The organism is Cobetia sp. 29-18-1 (genome assembly GCF_029846405.1).
GTDB classification, from domain to species: Bacteria; Pseudomonadota; Gammaproteobacteria; order Pseudomonadales; family Halomonadaceae; genus Cobetia; species Cobetia amphilecti.
In genome coordinates this window covers 97,312-115,867 of the sequence record NZ_JARWKS010000008.1, presented here as the reverse complement: position 1 = coordinate 115,867, position 18,556 = coordinate 97,312, and the positions used below count along the sequence as shown (strand labels likewise).

Below are 18,556 nucleotides of genomic sequence, written 5' to 3'. Positions count from 1 at the left end.
TGACGTTGGGTGCCAGCGTGCAAGCATCAAGAAAACAAATGGCATCCTGCGCCATGTGTACGCCGAGAAGTTGGACGGTAGTTGGACAAGACATTGGTCATGTAGGCATCAGGTGATATTATCCGCGCGCAATCTGATCATGTTTTTTCATTATAGTGTTGTTTGCCAGCAGGGCGCCGAGACAGCTCACGGCGTCTCTCCCGGACACTCACAAGGAAATCTCCATGCGCAATACCCCTGCAGCGGGCGGTGGCGAAGATGCCAGTGCCGAGCCGCGCACCGGCTTGTTTGCCAAGGTCAACCCGCCGGTCTTCTTCGGCGCGAATGCCATCATCCTGTTATTGGTGATCTTCACCGCGGTGTTCTCGGATACGGCCATGTCCGTGTTCGAGTCGGTCCAGCATTGGATCACCAACACCGTGAGCTGGTTCTACATCCTGTGCGTGGCCATCGTGCTGATCTCGGTGGTGTATGTCGGCTTCTCACGCCATGGCGAGATTCGCCTGGGGCCGGACCACTCACTGCCGGACTACAGCAACGTCACCTGGTTCGCGATGCTGTTCTCGGCGGGCATGGGCATCGGTCTGATGTTCTTCGGCGTGGCCGAGCCGGTGATGCACTTCCTCAACCCGCCGACAGGCACCCCGGAGCAGGTCGAGACCGCACGTGAAGCGATGAAGCTGACCTTCTTCCACTGGGGGCTGCATGCCTGGTCGATCTACGCCATCGTCGCGCTGATTCTGGCCTACTTCAGCTATCGCCATGACCTGCCGCTGACGCTGCGCAGTGCCTTGTATCCTCTGATCGGCAAGCGCATCTACGGTCCGATCGGCCATGCGGTGGACATCTTCGCCATCGTCGGCACTGTCTGTGGTGTCGCCACCACGCTGGGCTACGGTGTGGCACAGGTCAATGCCGGGCTCTCGCACCTGACCGGCATGCCGAACAACGACTGGACCCAGGTCGCGATCATCGTCGTGATCACCGGCCTTGCCACCATCTCGGTCGTGACCGGCCTGGACAAGGGCATCCGTATCCTGTCCGAGATCAACCTCGGCCTCGCCGTGGTGCTGTTGCTGTTCGTGCTGCTGCTCGGCCCGACCGCCTTCCTGCTCAAGGCCTTCGTCCAGAATTCCGGCTTCTACATGGCCGATATCGTCGGCAAGACCTTCGAACTCTACGCCTACGAACCCAATGACTGGATCGGTGGCTGGACGCTGCTCTACTGGGGTTGGTGGATGTCCTGGTCTCCGTTCGTCGGCATGTTCATCGCGCGTGTCTCGCGTGGCCGTACCATCCGGGAATTCGTGATCGGCGTGCTGTTCGTGCCGGCCGGTTTCACCCTGCTGTGGATGACCATCTTCGGCAACACCGCCATCTCGATGATTCTGGAGCAGAACGTCACGGCGCTGGTCGATACCGTCAACGACAACTATTCGCTGGCCCTGTTCACCTTCCTCGAGCAGCTGCCGCTGTCGTCCATCACCTCGGTGATCGCGCTGGTGATGGTCATCGTGTTCTTCGTCACCTCGGCGGATTCCGGCTCGATGGTGGTCGACATGCTGGCCTCCGGTGGTCGTGAAGACACCCCGATCTGGCAGCGTATCTACTGGGCCTTCGCGGTGGGTCTTTTGGCCATCGTGCTGATGCTGGCCGGTGGGCTGGGGGCGCTGCAGACCGCCACCATCGCCACCGCCTTGCCGTTCGGCATGATTCTGCTGGCCGCGATCTTCGGCTTGCTGCGTCAGCTCAATCTCGAGTCCGTCAAGCGCCGCTCGCTGTCGGTGAACACCGCAGCCGCGACGCCGATGGGCGAGAAGGGCAACTGGCGCAAGCGTGCCCAGCACCTGATGAGCTTCCCGACGCGCGCCATGGTACGTGGCTTCCTGCGCGGCACTGTCGCGGAAGGCATGCAGGAGCTGGCCGAAGAGCTGCGTAGCCAGGGACTGGAAGTCGACGTCACCATCAGCCGTGATCGCGTCTACTTCAATGCACGCCATGGTGAGGAAGATGACTTCATCTACGGCGTGCGCATTCGCTCTCACCTGCGTCCGGACCTCAATCTGGATCAGGAAGACGAGGGGGATGAAGAGGACTACTGTCGTGCCGAGGTCTTCCTCAAGGAAGGCGGTCAGTCCTATGACCTGATGGGCTACAGCAAGGACCAGGTCATCAATGATCTGCTCGAGCAGTACGAGCGTCATATGCACTACCTGCACCAGCTGCGTCTGAGCCAGTCCGTCGGTCAATGATCCGAGCGGGCAGTCAGTGACGCTTCACGCGTCGCCATGACGCAAGAGCCCCTTGTGGAGAGATCCGCCGGGGGCTTTTGTCTGTCTGGATGAGGTTCCCTGAAGGATGCGGCCTGGATAGGACCTCTGTCGAAAGACGCCAGAATGTGAGGCCTCTTTTTCTCGGCTCGGGCATTAGCGCTGCTTATCCAGACGGCGTCGAGATCTTATTGGTCTCGCAAGCGGGGGGCCTATAGCATGGACTCTCCCCACAAAGTCGCATATCGGCTGGGGTCAGATGACATGCCGTGGCGTTGTCGTCTGCCAAGGTTCCCGCCCATGTCTGGCCGAAGGTGAACGCGATCTGCCCGCAATGTCCCCATGACGACTGAGGTTCCTTGAGCCCCGGCATCCGCAGTCATGAACAACGATACCGCTGTCACGAACGACGATAGCGGCATCATGAAAAATGATAATAAAAACCCGTCACGAGGTAGAAACATGTTGAAAGGAAAGGAACTGGATGCACTCATCGAGCAGCGAGGTGTCCTGAAGGGACTCAACTCGACGCTCGGTATCACCGCGATCACCATGACCGTGTTCTTCATTCTCTATGCGATTCTGTTGGGCAAGACGGCCAGCGATCAGTTTCTGGGCATCAAGGCCTGGATAGAGAGCACCCTGGGCTGGTACTACGTGCTGGTGATGTTCTCGACCTTCGTGGTCTGTCTTTACGTGATGTGTTCGCGTGTCGGCAAGATTCGGCTGGGGCGTGACGATGAGCGTCCCGAGTTCAGCAATTTTGCCTGGTTCTCGATGCTGTTCGGCTGCGGGACCGGCGCGGGCATGCTGTTCTTCTCGATGTCCGAGCCCATGATCCATTTCGCGAGTGACTGGAGCGGCGGCAATCCGTTTCTGAGTGCTGACGTCAAGGCGGCCGTTGCCGCCTTCTTCGAGGCCAAGCAGGCCGCCCTGGCGAGTGGTCTCATGCCGGGGGACGAAGGCTTCCCGGTGCCTGACAGCCGCGTCGCGGAAGCGGCCGCCGGGGGCATCAAGCTCACCGTCTTCCACTGGGGCACGATCGCCTGGGCCATGTATGCCATCGTCGGGCTGTCACTGGCTTATTTCGCCTTCCGCAAGGGCCTGCCGCTCTCGATGCGCTCGGCCCTCTATCCGCTGATCGGCAACCGGATCTACGGGCCCATCGGGCACACCGTCGATATCCTGACCGTGTTCGGTACCATTTTCGGCATCGCCACCACGCTCGGTCTGGGCGTCGAGCAGATCGGCTCCGGCCTGATGTCACTGGGCCTCATCGAAGAGAAGTCGCGCATGGTGACCGTGGTCTCCATCGTGTTGATCAGCGTCATCGCTACCCTGTCAGCGACCAGCGGCGTTGCACGCGGCATCAAGCTGCTTTCCACCTTTAATACCTGGGTCTGCCTCGGCATCCTGGCCTACTTCCTGCTGGTGAGCGACGCCAACTATCTGATTGCGAGCTCCATCACCGCGCTCGGGGATTACCTCACCGATGGCGTCTCGATGACACTGTGGACGGCGCGCACGCCGGACGAGCAAGTGTGGCAGGGCGGTTGGACCATCTTCTACTGGGGCTGGTGGATCGCCTGGGCCGGTTTCGTCGGCATGTTCATTGCCCGCATCTCGCGCGGCCGGACCATCCGTGAATTCATTCTCGGGGTGATGGTCATCCCTTCCATCGTGGCGCTGGTCTGGTTCGGCGTCATCGGCTCGGCGGGGATCTATCAGTCCCTGTACGGGGCCGACATGGGCATCTACACGGCTGCGGTCACCAACTGGGACTACGCCGGCACCCTCTACCACTCGTTCGAGGTGCTCACTCCCGGCATCGCCGCGACCGTGGCCAAGGTGGCCGCGCTGGTCGTGGTGATCATCTTCTTCGTCACGTCTGCGGATTCCGGCACCCTGGTGCTGGGACGCCTGCTGGCCTTCGGTCGTCGCCCCCCGGTTCAGCAACGCATCATCTGGGGCATGATGCTGGGCGCCGTGACCTTGATCCTGCTGTTGCTGGGGGGCGATCAGGCGCTCAAGTCCCTGCAGGCGGCCTCGATCGCCGGCGCCTTGCCGTTCACCTTCGTGCTGATCGCCATGATGATCGGACTGTTGAAATCGCTGCGCGAGGATGGCGAATCGATGATCGAGAACGAGGAGCATATCCGCAAGATGATCGAGAACGAGGTCCGCGACCTCTCCTGAGTTGCCGTTTGCCAGATGTATGCGCCTGACGCATGCGTTCGGTGTGCAAGACATGAGGCCTCTGCCCCCCGGCAGGGGCCTCGTTGTTTCTCGCTTTCGGCTCAGGGCTGTTTCCCTTCTTGGGCTCAGGGCTGTTTCCCTTCTTGGGCTCAGGGCTGTTTCCCTGCTCCAGAGCAGGCCTGCGCATGTCACCAAGGTCGCAAGGTAATATCAAACGTACGTATGTTCCAATGCTGACAGGTCCATCGATTTCGCCAACGGCGCGCAGCATCGGTTTGCGGCTATGCTGTCGACAGTGAAGGGCCCACAGGCTGATACCCACCCGACGGAGTCCCGACAGCGCCTCACCACGCATCTCACCACGATGTCTTACGACCTAGTCTCACGACGACGTCTTGCAACGAGGTCTTACAACGACGTCTACAACAACAAGGTAGCGGGGGCAGTGATGCCGAGCGCCCCACGTACTGATCAAGGAGCAACGCCATGCATGATCCCCTAGCGGCTCGACCCGATGAGTCAGGCAAGTCCACTACCGATACCACTGCCGATTCCACTACAGAACCTTCCCACGTGGCAGATGCCTCGCCCGACGCTTCGCGAGCACAGCCAACGGCAGGCGACATGAGTGGCATGTCGTGCCTGCGGTCTTCTCAGGAGGTGGATTTCAGCGGCTACGACTCCCTGATGGACATGCTGGAGAAGGCCTGCTCGGCGCATGGCGAGCGTCCTGCCTTTACCTGCATGGACCGCACCATGACGTTTGCGGAGCTGGATGCCACCAGTCGTCAGCTGGCGGATTGGTTCCAGCATGAAACTGACCTCAAGCTGGGCGATCGGGTCGCCATCCAGCTGCCCAATACGCTGATGTTTCCGGTGGTGGCCTTCGCCGTGCTGCGTGCAGGCCTGGTGCTGGTGAATACCAATCCGTTGTATACCGAACGTGAGATGGAGCATCAGTTCAATGACTCCGGCGCGCGGGCGTTGGTGGTGCTGGCCAACATGGCGGACAAGGTCGAACGCGTGCGGGAGCGCACTGGTCTCGAGTACGTGCTGGTCTGTGAGCTGGGCGACATGCACCCGGCCTTCAAGCGGCTGTTGATCAACACCGTGGTCAAGCACGTCAAGAAACTGGTGCCGAGCTATCATCTGCCCGACGCCATTTCGCTGCGCACGGCCATCTCGCAGGGCAAGTCCGAGCGCTGGGAACGGCCGACACTGGCACTCGATGATGTCGCTGTGCTGCAGTACACCGGCGGCACCACCGGGGTCGCCAAGGGCGCGATGCTGACTCACCGCAACCTGCTCGCCAACATGCTGCAAGGCAAGATGGCCCTCACGCAGGGCTTGAATCCCGGCCATGAGACGCTGGTGGCGCCGCTGCCGCTCTATCACATCTACGCCTTCACCATTCATCTGGCCTGCATGCTCAGTGAAGGCAATCACACCCTGCTGATTCCCAATCCGCGCGATATCCCGGGCTTCGTCAAGACGCTGCAAAAGCACGACTTCACGATGTTCGTCGGTCTCAATACGCTGTTCGTGGCGCTGTGCAACAACCCCGGCTTCCAGGCACTGGACTTCTCGAAGCTCAAGATCACCACCTCAGGGGGCGTGGCGCTGACGCGCAAGGCGGCAGAAGAGTGGAAGCGGGTCACCGGCAGCGATATCTCCGAGGGCTACGGCATGACCGAGACCTCGCCGATCGTGTCGTTCAACCCGCTGGATGCCATTCAGCTCGGCACCATCGGTCGGCCGATGCCTTCCACCGAGGTGCGCCTATATGACGATGAAGGCGCGCTGGTCGCGATGGGGGAGCCGGGCGAGCTGTGCGTGAAGGGGCCGCAGGTGATGAAGGGCTACTGGCAGCGTGAGCAGGCGACCAAGGACAGCTTCACTGCCGATGGCTTCCTGCGCACCGGTGATATCGCGGTCTTCCAGGACGATGGCTATATGCGCATCGTCGATCGCAAGAAGGACATGATCATCGTTTCCGGCTTCAACGTGTATCCCAATGAGGTCGAGGACGTCATCGTGCGTCACCCGGACGTGCTCGAGGCGGCCGCCGTCTCGGTGGTGGATGAGCGCAGTGGTGAGGCGATCAAGCTGTATGTCGTGCTCAAGGATGGCGCAGAGCTCGAGGCGGATGCGCTGCGAGACTGGTCGCGCAAGGAACTGGCCAGCTACAAGGTGCCGCGTCAGGTGGTCTTCATCGACGAGCTGCCCAAGACCAACGTCGGCAAGGTGCTCAGACGTGAGCTGCGCGACTCGCCGCCGGAATCTGCCTGACCTTGCCTTTGTGCTCTCCCCGTTGGTGACAGCCTGAAATACGGAGCCTATACACAGCCCTTGAAACACGAACGCCCCGCTCAATGAGCGGGGCGTTCGTGTTTCAAGGCAAGGCGCTGGCGAGAAGGCCTGCGCCTGGCGTCAGGCGTCCTTCTTGGGCTGGGTCGCGTTGTAGACCTCGAGGTCCAGCTCGTTCTCGGACTTGCCGACCAGGGTGGTGACCATCAGGTCGCCCGCGACATTCACGGTGGTACGCGCCATGTCGAGGATACGGTCGATACCGGCGATCACCGCGATGGCTTCCAGCGGCAGGCCTACCTGGCTCAGCACGATGGAGAGCATGATCAGGCCGGCGCCCGGCACACCGGCGGTGCCGATGGAGGCCAGCGTACCGGTCAGCACGATCATGCCGTAATCCATCATCGACAGCTCGATGCCGGTCATCTGGGCGATGAACAGTGCCACCACGCCCTGATAGATGGCGGTGCCATCCATGTTGATGGTCGCGCCGACCGGCAGCACGAAGCCGGAGACACCTTCCGAGACGCCGAGGTTCTTCTGGGCGCAGCGAATGGAGATCGGCAGGGTGCCGGAGCTTGAAGCCGAGGAGAAGGCCACGACCAGTGCATCGACGATACCGCGCAGATAGCGCACCGGGTTCAGCTTGCCCAGCGTCGCCAGCAGGCCGGAGTAGACCACCAGCACGTGCACGATGCTCGCCAGATAGGCCACGCCGATCACCTTGGCCAGCGGCAGCAGCACATCCAGGCCGTAGTTGCCGGAGACATGCGCCATCAGACCGAAGACACCGAACGGCGCGAAGGCCATCACGAACTCGGTCAGCTTGTACATCACTTCGGCGAAGCTATCGAAGACGCGCACGACCGGCTCGCCCTTGTCGCCGATCATGATCAGCGAGATGCCGATCCCGATGGCGAAGACGATGATCTGCATGATGTTGCCGTTGGCCAGCGCATCGATCGGGTTGCTCGGCACCAGGTCGACCAGAATCTGCACCAGTGAGGGCGCATCCTTGGTTTCCATCGCCTTGTCGAAGTTGAACTCGAAGCCGGCACCTGGCTGGAAGATGCTGGAGGCCAGCATGCCGATGGCGATCGCGAAGGCGGTCGTCAGCAGGTAGAGGGCGATGGTCTTGCCGCCTATGCGGCCCATCTTCTGCGGGTCACGCATCGAGGTGATACCGACCACCAGGGTGCTGAAGACCAGCGGCACGATCAGCATCTTGATCGCATTGATGAAGATATCGCCCAGCGGCTTGAACATGCTGGCGCTTTCTCCCATCAGGGCACCAGCGAGTACCCCCAGGGCGAGGCCGCCCAGGATCTTCTGCCACAACGGCAAACGGCGCCACAGGTTAGGGCGGGAGGAATCACTCATGGAACTGTCCTTAGGTGTCTAGCGATGATCATCGCTGATGATGCTCAGGGCGCGCCCGAGTCTGTCGTCTCGATGCCTTGTCACGATTGCGCACTGCATTAAGCACTTTTTTGGTGCGGGAAGATTAACAGTCAGCCTTCACTCACCCTCTGCACCTTTAGTCGCAAAAAAGCGTTCTTACAGGCGAATTCAGCTTTCCATGCCGAACGCGCATGAGCCCATGCCGCAAAAGGTTCCACCAAAGAAGTAGTTGTCAGGCAGGCATATCGTCTGTCTTTGCGTTACCTTGACGTTAACGTTAACTGTTGGGCCGCCAGAGCGACTTTCCACTAGTCTGATGGTAGGCACTGTTGTCATCGTCGAATCGACAGCTTCCGGTTCGGCAGCTTGTGGTTCGACATTCATGAAGGTACGCCATTGCCTGCCCGGCCTCACGAGGGCTGGGTAATCCCTCAAACGCCTGATCGGTAAGAGAGGACGCTGAGCATGTCCGATACAACAACACGCGGACCCGTATCCCCGGGGACCGCGCCGCCCGATGGCTCACAGCCAGAGCTCAATGACTTGACCGCCATGCCGACGGCAGACCAGATCGCGCCGCAGGGGCCGACGGTGCTGCATCACCTGGCCTTCATGACCGGCGATGAACTCTGCATCCCGATCTTCAAGCGCCTGCGTCAGGACGGCACCCTTTATCCCGTCGATGTGCCACAGGGGCAGAGTGACGATACCCGGGGAGGCCAGTCGCAGGACAGTTCACCTATCGACCGCGACACGGCGCTCAAGATCTACCGGACGATGCTGTTCACCCGGGTGCTGGATGAGCGCATGCTGGCCGCCCAGCGCCAGGGGCGCTTGAGCTTCTACATGCAATGCACCGGCGAGGAAGCCACGGTGATCGGCAGTGCGGCGGCGCTTCAAGACGATGACATGATCATGGCGCAATACCGTGAGCAGGGGGCGCTGGCCTGGCGCGGCTTCAGCTGCGACGAATTCATGAACCAGATGTTCGGCAACGAGCGCGACTACGGCAAGGGCCGTCAGATGCCGATCCACTATGGGTCGCGTGACCTGCACTACATGACCATCTCCTCGCCGCTGGCGACCCAGATTCCCCAGGCGACCGGCTATGCCTACGGCCAGAAGCTGGCGGGCAAGGGGCAGTGCACCATCACCATCTTCGGTGAAGGGGCCGCCTCCGAGGGCGATTTCCATGCCGCCCTCAACATGGCCTCCGTGCATCGGGTGCCGTGCATCTTCCTGTGTCGCAACAATGGCTATGCCATTTCCACCCCGTCATGCGAGCAATTCGCTGCCGATGGCATCGCGCCACGCGCCTTCGGCTATCACATGCAGAGCATCCGGGTGGATGGCAATGACGTGATCGCCGTCTACGAAGCCACCCTGGCGGCGCGCAAGATCGCGGTCGAGACGAATCAGCCGGTATTGATCGAGGCGATGACCTATCGTCTGGCAGCGCACTCCTCCTCGGATGACCCCTCCGGGTATCGCAGCAAGAAGGAGGAGGCCATCTGGCGTGACAAGGACCCCATCCTGCGCATGCGCAACTGGCTGGAAGCGCAAGGCTGGTGGAGCGAGGAGGAGGAAAAGGCCACTGGCGATCAACTGCGTCGCGAAGTGCTTGAGTCCATGAAGCGTGCCGAGAAACTGGCGCCACCGGCGCTGGACACGCTGATCAGCGATGTCTACGACACGCCGACGCCGTTGCTCACGCAGCAGCTGGAAGACGTGAAACAGCATATTCGCAAGTATCCGCATGCCTATCCCAAGGGCGCCGCCAGCATGGGATTCACTGCGCAGGAGCTGGATGACAGCCGCAAGGCGTATCAGGCACGTCAGCAGCGCATGCAGAGCCATCAGCCTGTTGAGAACCATCAGCCGGTAGAGAGCCATCAGCCTGTGGATGGAGACCAGACATCATGAGCGAGCAGATGAGTGAGCAGCCGTTGGAGAAAACACCAGTGACAGACTCAGCGACAAGCGACTCAGCTGCGGTGGGTTCAGCGGCGAAAGAAGCGTCTGCCGCGCCTGGCAGCAAGGATGCAGCAGCCTCGGCCTCGGGCAAGAAACAGATGAACATGCTGCAGGCGATCAACAATGCGTTGGATATCGCCATGGCCGCCAATCCCCGTGTGGTGCTGTTCGGGGAGGACGTCGGGGTATTCGGTGGTGTCTTCCGGGCCACCAGCCACCTGCAGGACAAATACGGTCGAGAGCGCTGCTTCAATACGCCACTCACCGAGCAGGGCATCATCGGGTTCGCCAACGGGCTGGCGGCACAGGGCTCGACGCCGGTGGCCGAGATCCAGTTCGCCGACTACATCTTCCCCGCCTTTGACCAGATCGTGAACGAGGCGGCCAAGTTCCGCTATCGCTCCGGTGATCTGTTCGATGTCGGCGGCCTGACGATTCGCACGCCCTATGGTGGCGGCATCGCAGGCGGGCTCTATCACTCCCAGTCGCCCGAGGCCTATTTCGCGCATACCCCGGGCCTCAAGATCGTGATGCCACGCAATCCCCACCAGGCCAAGGGGCTCTTGCTGGCGGCGATTCGCGACCCCAACCCGGTGCTTTTCATGGAGCCAAAGCGGCTCTATCGCGCCTCGGTGGGCGAGGTGCCAGAAGCCGATTACGAACTTCCCCTGGGCGTGGCCGACGTCATTCGTGAAGGCCGCGATATCACGTTGCTCGGCTGGGGCGCACAGATGGAGGTCATCGAGAAGGCCGCCGCGCTCGCCGAGCAGGATGGCATCGACTGCGAGATCATTGACCTGCGCAGCATTCTGCCCTGGGACATCGAGACGGTGTGTGACTCGGTGCTCAAGACGGGACGTCTGGTGGTCAGTCATGAAGCGCCGCTGACGGGAGGCTTTGCCAGCGAGATTGCCGCCACCGTGCAGGAGCGTTGCTTTTTGTATCTCGAGGCGCCGATCCGACGCGTCACTGGCCTTGATACGCCGTTCCCGCTGGTGCTCGAGAAGGAGCATCTGCCGGACGAGCTCAAGATCTACGAGGCCATCAAGCAAAGCTTGAATTACTGATGACAGGGAGTGATGCGCGCCATGAATGATTTCATCCTGCCCGATATCGGCGAAGGCATCGTCGAGTGCGAGCTGGTCAAGTGGTTGATCAAGGAAGGCGACGTGATCGAGGAAGATCAGCCGGTGGCCGAGGTCATGACAGACAAGGCGTTGGTGGAAATCCCCGCGCCCCACGCCGGTACCGTGGTCAAGCTTTACTGTCAGGAAGGCGAGATTGCCCGTGTCCATGCGCCGCTGTTTGCGGTGGATGATGGCAGTGACAGTGATGGTGACAAGACCGTACACGGCGAGCGTGAGGATGATCACGCCGGCGATGTCATGACGGTTGCAGCGCCTGCTCGCTCGACGGCACAGACTCAGTCAGCTGCCAGCCAGGCGACCAGCAGTCAGTCGGATGTCGCTGCGTCAGCTTCTGCTCTGTCAGCCAGCGATGAGGCAGCTGCCACACCGACAGCCGCGGCCCTTGAGCGGCGCTCGCGTGATTTTATCCTGCCGGATATCGGCGAAGGCATCGTCGAATGTGAGGTGGTCACCTGGCACGTCGCGGAAGGTGACACGGTGGAAGAAGACCAGACGATCGTCGATGTGATGACCGACAAGGCACTGGTCGAGATCACCGCCTCGGAGCCCGGGCGTATCGTGCGCTTCCATTATGCCCAGGGCGAAAATGCCCGAGTGCATACGCCGCTGTATGCCTATGTCCCTGATGAGGAGGCAGAGGCTGAGAGCGCTGAGAGCACTGAGAGCACTGAGAGCGACGTCACCGCACCTGAACACAAGCAGGTTCAGCCAGAGCGTCTGTCAGAGAACCGCCAGAAGGGCGACGACAAGAGCGACAAAAAGAGTAAGCAAGACGGGCGTCACGAGGAGAGCCGGCCTCGCATACCCGCGACCCCTGCCGTGCGCCGTCTATTGCGCGAGCATCAGCTCGATATCCAGGCCATTGCAGGCTCGGGGCGTAATGGCCGGGTGCTGAAGGAAGATGTGCTGGCATATCTCAAGCAATCCGAGGCTCGCGAGATTGACGTGACACCTGATGACTCTCACAAGGTCGGCGCGGCCGCCGAGACCGACAAGGCAGCTGCCGAAGCGTGTGCTGTGGCCAGTGACGTGGCCAGTGACGAGGAGAGGTCGTCACGCCTTGAGTCGAAAGCGGTACCGCTCAAGGGTGTCGCGGCGGTAATGGCCAAGCGTATGGTGCAGGCCAGCACCCAGATCCCGCATTTCCATTATGGCGATGAGCTCGATATCACCGACCTGCTGGTGTTGCGGTCACGCCTCAAGGTACGCGTCGAGCAGCAGGGCATTCGCCTGACCCTGATGCCGTTCATCATGAAGGCCATGGCGCTGGCGGTCATCGAGGAGCCGATTCTCAATGCGCGTCTCAGTGAGGATGAGAGCGAGATTCTCTATCAGGGCGCCTGCAACATCGGCATGGCGGTGGACAGTGCCAGCGGGCTGATGGTGCCGAACGTGAAGGGCGTCGAACGTCTGAGCATTCTCGAGATCGCGCGTGAGGTCGGGCGGCTGACCGAAGCTGCGCGCAGCGGGCGCGTTGCCCAGGCAGACCTCAAGGGCGGCACCTTGTCGATCTCCAATATCGGTGCGTTGGGAGGCACCTACGCCGCGCCGATCATCAACCAGCCGGAGGTCGCCATCGTCGCGCTGGGGCGCACTCAGCGTCTGCCGCGCTTCGATGGCGAGGGCAATGTCTGTGCGCGTGACATCATGACCATCACCTGGGCGGGGGATCATCGCATCATCGATGGCGGGACCATCGCTCGCTTCAGCAATCTGTGGAAGCACTATCTCGAGCACCCTGACGAAATGCTGCTGTCGCTGTCATGAGGCACTGTCTGATCCAGGGGCCCCAGCTAGAGAGCATCCTGCATGAGTGATGCGCGCGCCCACGAGCGCTTGCAACAGTTCTATATCCCGGAAGAGCAGTCGATCTATCTGCTCTCGCATCATGATGCCAAGAAGCTCAAGGATTGGGTGGCGCTGTGCATTGCCCAGCTTGAGGGGCTTGGCTACCGGGATATCCATCTGGTCGGCAAGGGCGCCTACGGTTTCGTGTTCGCGGGCTGGCGCCTGGGCGAAGACCGGCGCACGCGTGAAGAGCACGTCTTCAAGTTCACGCGGGTGACCCTGCCCCAGGCACTGCAGGACCGCCTGGAGGAAGAGGCCTACATGCTCGACCAGGTCGCTCACCCGCTGATTCCGCGTCTGGTCAGCTATCAGCGGGTACGGCGGCAGTCGATTCTGGTCATGCAGCGCGCGCCGGGTATCAATCTGGAGGAGTATTCACTTCGTCACGGGCGCATGTCGCCGCGTCTGGTGGTCAAGATCGCCAGTCAGCTGGCCGACATTCTCAAGTCGCTGCGTGGGGCATCGACGGGAGCGGATACGCCACCGGTCGTGCATGGCGACATCAAGCCGTCGAATCTGGTCTTCGATGTCGAGCGGGAACAGGTGGCATTGATCGACTGGGGCAGTTCGGTGTTCGCTCAGCTCGATGAGCATCAGCAGTTCATCACCACCAACGTGATGCAGCTGATGTCGGACAACCTGCAACAGACCAATGCGCGTCTGGGCGATGTCTATTTCATCGGCGAGGAGCAGCTCAATGGTGCGCTGTCCTCGCCGCGCTTCGATGAGCAGGGCGTGGCCGCCACACTCTATGCGCTGGCCTCAGGTCAGTCGTGTCGCTTTGGCGCGCGCGCCATTCCGGCGGTGTCGCTGGGGTTGCCCCGTGAATTCGCGCGTCTGCTCGATGGCATGCTGGCGGGTGACCCGCAGCTGCGCATGCAGGCCGGCGACTACTTCCTGCGCGAGATGGGCAGGATCGCACGGCTGGTGATGCCGGAATTGCCTCTCGAGCCGCCACAGTCTCTGCTGCCGGTCTGGGTGAGGCCGGCAACGCGCGAGATCGACACGGTCGTCTATACCTCGCGCAAATCCTTCCTGCGTGAGGCCTTCGAGGCGGACGAGACCGGCGAACATGCTGGCAACGCTCTGGACGCCGTCAATGATGTCCAGCTGGATCGTTACTACAAGAACTTCATGCAAGGCATGGGCGGCACCGAAAAAGCCTTCCTGGCCGCGGTCAGTCGTCTGGGCAAATACCCGATCGTCGGCGGTCTGGCGATTCGCTGGGAGCCACAGGGCATCTTCGTGGATACTGCGCTGCACCTGCATGACCCTGCCTTGAAGGCCGCCTTCGTCGTCGCGATCAACAACATGGTCGCTCTGGCCCGTGCCATCTATCGCCAGGGCGTGTTCAAGGCGTGTCTGTTCAATGCTCGCGATACCCTGCACCTGGAGCGGGAAGACCCGGAGGCCGCCTTCGTCTTTGCGCCGCCGGCAGACGGGGAGGCCAGACCTCGCTTGAGCTATGAGGTCAGTGCGGTGCCGGAGCTTGAGGATGACTCGCGCGTGCACTCCTACTTCGAGGACGGCCCGGACCCTGAGGAACTGCTGGTGCTGCCAGAGAAGATATTGAAGGCACTGGAGTCACTCAATGCCATCCATCACACCGGCATGCTGATCTTCGAAGCCCTGCCTCACCATCTCAAGATTCACAGTTACTACCGGCTTCTGGACCCCTCGCGCGAGCAGGAATTCGCGCGTTTGCTGGCGGAGATTCTCGATGCTGTGCCTCTGATCTCCGGGCTGGGGATCTCCGGCTTCATGAAGATGCCCTACAAGAACACCAAGCATTTCGATCATATCGAGGCGCAACCCGAACGCTTCTATCCACGGGATCCGCGCGCGGTGTGAAAAGGAGTTTCCTTGGATGGCAGTCGCATGGTGATGCCGATTTATATAACCGTGATTATCGTGATTCGTGTTAGTGTCACGTCGCGTGATCATTGCTGATCTTGCTGAACTCAATAATCAGATCGATAAAAATCGATAACCTACAGGGAACGTACTCATGTCTCGACCTCTCGCCCGGAAATTGCGTCAAGCCTCAGGTGGTCTGGCTATTCTGGCGCTGCTGGCAGGATGTAGCGCGCATACGACGATCAGCAGCCCGTCAGAGACGGCGCGAATCAACTTGAAAGATGTCTCCAGAGATCAGTCTACCGTTCAAGAAACGCTACCCACTACCAGCTTCGGAAATTACGAGTTTGAAGTAGTGGATGACAACAATATGCCCATGTATGGCATTCTGCCGCTGAAGTTCAATGGCGGTTATCTGGCGCTAGATATCCTGTTCTTTGCCCCCGCCGCATTCTTCAATCTGCGTGAAGTCCACCCTTACTATGAAATCGACCATGACGAGGGAGTCGTGCGTTATCGTGATGAGAAGGGCGGAGAATGGACGACCTATACACCCACATCGGAAGAAGCTGAGCGTGCACGCAAATACTTTGCCGCGCATCGTGATGATGTAATCTCGCAGTCCAGCGCACAGCAGTAAGCGTGATGCCCGAAGTCGGTAAAGTCGTCTGACTCATGGCCTTGATACGACAGCGCCGCACCAGAGGCTTTCTGGTGCGGCGCTGTCGCATGTGACAAGAGGTTGATGCGGCAAGAGGTTAATACGGCAAGCGAGCAGACTCTCGCTGAAGGGTCAGTCCTTCATCTGACGCGGGCGCGTCATGGCCTGCGGGGATAGCAGTGCCTCAAGGCGCGCTTCGTCCAGCAGGCCTTCCTCACGTACCAGTTCCAGCACGCTGCGACCGCTGACCAGGGCTTCCTTGGCGATGCGGGTGGCGTTGTCATAGCCGATATACGGGTTGAGCGCGGTGATCAGGCCGATGGAGTTGTTGACCAGCTCGGCGCAGCGATCGCGATTGGCGGTGATGCCGATCACGCAGCGATTCTTGAGCATGGTCATGGCACGGCTCAGCTGGCGGATGGAGTCGAGCAGCTTGTAGGCGATCAGCGGCTCCATCACGTTGAGCTGCAGCTGGCCGGCTTCCGCCGCCATGGTCAGCGCGGTGTCGTTGCCGATGACATCGAAGGCGACTTGATTGACGGCTTCCGGAATCACCGGGTTGACCTTGCCCGGCATGATCGAGCTGCCCGGCTGCTGAGGCGGCAGGTTGATCTCGTTGAAGCCGGTGCGCGGGCCTGAGGACAGCAGGCGCAGGTCGTTGCATATCTTGGACAGCTTGACCGCCAGGCGCTTGAGCATGCCGTGGAAGAGCACGAAGGCGCCCATGTCGCTGGTGGCCTCGACCAGGTCCGACGCCGGGCGGAAGTCGATGCCGGAACGACGCGCCAGAGCCTCGATCGCCAGTGCGCTGTAGCGCGGGTCAGCATTGATGCCGGTACCGATCGCGGTTCCGCCCAGATTGACCTCCTTGAGCAACTCATTGAGGTTGGCGATGCGCTCGACGTCTTCACGCAGGGTGTTGGCGAAGGCGCGGAATTCCTGGCCCAGCGTCATCGGCACCGCGTCCTGCAGCTGAGTGCGGCCCATCTTGACCACGTCATCGAATTCCAGCGCCTTGCTGGCGAAGGCATTGGCCAGTTCGCTCAGCGCGTCCACCAGTACCGAGTGGCTGCGCAGCAGGCCGACACGGATGGCGGTCGGGTAGGCGTCGTTGGTGGACTGCGCCATGTTGACGTGATTGTTGGGGTGCAGCTGCTGGTAATCGCCTTTCTCGTAGCCGAGGAATTCCAGGCCCAGATTGGCGATCACTTCGTTGGCATTCATGTTGGTCGAGGTGCCGGCGCCGCCCTGGATCATGTCGACCACGAACTGATCGTGATGATCGCCATTCATCAGACGCGCACAGGCGTGCTGGATGGCATCATGCTCGCGTGTCTCGAGATAGCCCAGCGCATGGTTGGCTTCGGCGGCGGCGGCCTTGACCAGCGCGAGCCCTTCGACGAGACGCGGGAAGTGCGACAGCGGCACGCCGGAGAGGTGGAAGTTGTTCAGCGCGCGCTGGGTCTGCACACCGTAGTAGGCATCAGCCGGCACCGGCTCGCGCCCGAGGAGATCCTTTTCAAGTCGGAAGCCGTTGGCCAGTGCCTCACGCTCGGCATGGCTCAGGTCGGCCGGCGTGGAAGTTGCCGGGGTGGCATTGGCGGCGATGGGGGTTTCCGAGAGATGGTTCACTTGGGCGGAACTCCTGGCTGAAGTACACTGTGGCGCTTGAATGGCGGCTAGGTGGACAAGGGTAACCAGCGCAGCCCCTCGGCGGCCAATGCCATTCAACGCTGCCGTATACGTCAAACGCATAAGACGAAGGTGGTGGTGCGCCGCGACGCACCATTCTCCATGACAAGACCCTGCATGACCGGCCAGGCAAGCCTCGCTTGGGCATGTTCGACATTTTTGGGAGTTCGGGTGAACCTGGAAACTAAGTGGTTGGAAGATTTCGTTGCGCTGTCCAATACCCGCAGCTTCTCCACCTCGGCTCGCCTGCGACACGTTACCCAGCCTGCGTTCAGTCGCCGCATCCGTGCGCTTGAACAGGCCGTGGGCACTACGCTGGTCGACCGCTCGACGACCCCGGTCAGTCTGACGCCGGAGGGCCAGCTGTTCCTGGTCACCGCGCGCAACCTGACAGAGCAACTGTCAGAGTGTCTCGCCCACCTGCGCGGGCTGGGCATGGCCAACGAGACCCTGGATATCGCGGCCGCACATTCGCTGGCGCTGGCCTTCTTTCCCAAGTGGATCTCGCGTCTCCAGCAGGGCCTGGGGGAGTTGCCGACACGCCTGTCCGCGATGAATGTCGGCGACGCCATTCACTCGCTGCGCGAAGGCAACTGCGACTTGATGCTCGCCTATTACGACCCTTACGCCAGCATGCAGCTGGACGCCGAGGCCTTCCCGTCCTTCTCGGTCGCCAAGGTCAACATGCTGCCGGTGTGCGTGCCGCTGGAGAATGGCGAGCCACGCTTCCCGCTGACCGGGCAGAGCGAGACCAGCCAGGATGCGATTCCCTTGCTGTCCTATACCCAGGGGGCGTTTCTGGGCCGCAGCGTGAAGATGCTTTTGAAGAATGATCCGCTGCGCCTGCGCCTGCGCACCGTCTATGAGATGGCGATGGCCGAGGGCCTCAAGGGCATGGCCCTGCAGGGCGTCGGCATGGCGTGGATTCCGGATTTCTGCATCCGCGATGAGCTGGAAAGCGGCAAGCTGGTGCGCGCGGGCAACGAGGCGTGGGATATTCCGCTGGAGATTCGTCTCTATCGGTGTTCGCTGGTCCACAAGCCCGGCATCGACAAGCTGTGGAAGCAGCTGATGAATCTGCCGCGAGATTTCCTCGAAGCCTGAGCCTGAGAGTTGCAGGCGAAGACAAAGTCAAAGGCGAAGACAAAAGAAAGCCAGGTGTCTTCTGACGAAAACGGCAGCCCCTTGGGCTGCCGTTTTCG

11 protein-coding genes are annotated in these 18,556 nt (G+C 61.1%); 9 read left to right on the top strand and 2 right to left on the bottom strand.

The features are described 5' to 3' along the window. Nucleotides 1–224: 224 nt before the first annotated feature. From betT to QD208_RS08345, 3 genes are all read left to right on the top strand, one after another. Nucleotides 225–2,252, top strand: a complete 2,028-nt coding sequence (gene betT / locus QD208_RS08355) for a choline BCCT transporter BetT (protein WP_153635745.1) — start codon at nt 225–227, stop codon at nt 2,250–2,252. Between the two features lie 480 nt (nt 2,253–2,732). Beyond that, the gene (locus QD208_RS08350; protein ID WP_215824398.1) at nt 2,733–4,466 is read left to right on the top strand and encodes a BCCT family transporter; all 1,734 of its coding nucleotides are present in this window, start codon (nt 2,733–2,735) and stop codon (nt 4,464–4,466) included. Nucleotides 4,467–4,952: 486 nt separating this feature from the next. Beyond that, nucleotides 4,953–6,755: an AMP-binding protein gene (locus tag QD208_RS08345; RefSeq protein ID WP_276315235.1), complete on the top strand. Its 1,803-nt coding sequence runs from the start codon at nt 4,953–4,955 to the stop codon at nt 6,753–6,755. Between the two features lie 141 nt (nt 6,756–6,896). Here the strand turns inward: QD208_RS08345 and QD208_RS08340 are convergent, their stop codons facing one another. Continuing rightward, nucleotides 6,897–8,153 (bottom strand): dicarboxylate/amino acid:cation symporter, encoded by a 1,257-nt coding sequence (locus tag QD208_RS08340; protein WP_054556697.1) that lies wholly within the window; start codon nt 8,151–8,153, stop codon nt 6,897–6,899. A 633-nt stretch (nt 8,154–8,786) separates the two neighbouring features. Between QD208_RS08340 and QD208_RS08335 the strand changes: the two genes are divergently transcribed. The 5 genes from QD208_RS08335 to QD208_RS08315 all read left to right on the top strand — a co-directional run bounded on the left by QD208_RS08335 (nt 8,787) and on the right by QD208_RS08315 (nt 15,641). Beyond that, entirely contained in the window at nt 8,787–10,097 is a 1,311-nt protein-coding gene (locus QD208_RS08335; protein WP_153636860.1) for a thiamine pyrophosphate-dependent dehydrogenase E1 component subunit alpha, read from the top strand. A gap of 149 nt (nt 10,098–10,246) precedes the next feature. Next, nucleotides 10,247–11,215, top strand: a complete 969-nt coding sequence (locus QD208_RS08330) for an alpha-ketoacid dehydrogenase subunit beta (protein ID WP_043333588.1) — start codon at nt 10,247–10,249, stop codon at nt 11,213–11,215. Nucleotides 11,216–11,236: 21 nt separating this feature from the next. Continuing rightward, entirely contained in the window at nt 11,237–13,063 is a 1,827-nt protein-coding gene (locus QD208_RS08325) for a 2-oxo acid dehydrogenase subunit E2 (protein ID WP_279836498.1), read from the top strand. Nucleotides 13,064–13,105: 42 nt separating this feature from the next. Further along, nucleotides 13,106–14,995, top strand: a complete 1,890-nt coding sequence (locus QD208_RS08320; protein WP_279836497.1) for a protein kinase — start codon at nt 13,106–13,108, stop codon at nt 14,993–14,995. 157 nt (nt 14,996–15,152) lie between these two features. Continuing rightward, nucleotides 15,153–15,641 (top strand): hypothetical protein, encoded by a 489-nt coding sequence (locus QD208_RS08315; RefSeq protein ID WP_153635749.1) that lies wholly within the window; start codon nt 15,153–15,155, stop codon nt 15,639–15,641. 153 nt (nt 15,642–15,794) lie between these two features. Here QD208_RS08315 and QD208_RS08310 read toward each other — a convergent pair whose 3' ends face one another. After that, nucleotides 15,795–17,204 carry an aspartate ammonia-lyase gene (locus tag QD208_RS08310; RefSeq protein ID WP_242007809.1) on the bottom strand — a complete coding sequence of 470 codons (1,410 nt, stop codon included), beginning with the start codon at nt 17,202–17,204 and terminating at the stop codon, nt 15,795–15,797. A gap of 321 nt (nt 17,205–17,525) precedes the next feature. Here QD208_RS08310 and QD208_RS08305 point away from each other — a divergent pair, with 321 nt between their 5' ends. Continuing rightward, a complete protein-coding gene (locus QD208_RS08305) occupies nt 17,526–18,458 on the top strand; it encodes a LysR substrate-binding domain-containing protein (RefSeq protein ID WP_054556694.1) in 933 nt (310 codons plus the stop codon). The last annotated feature ends 98 nt before the right edge of the window (nt 18,459–18,556 follow it).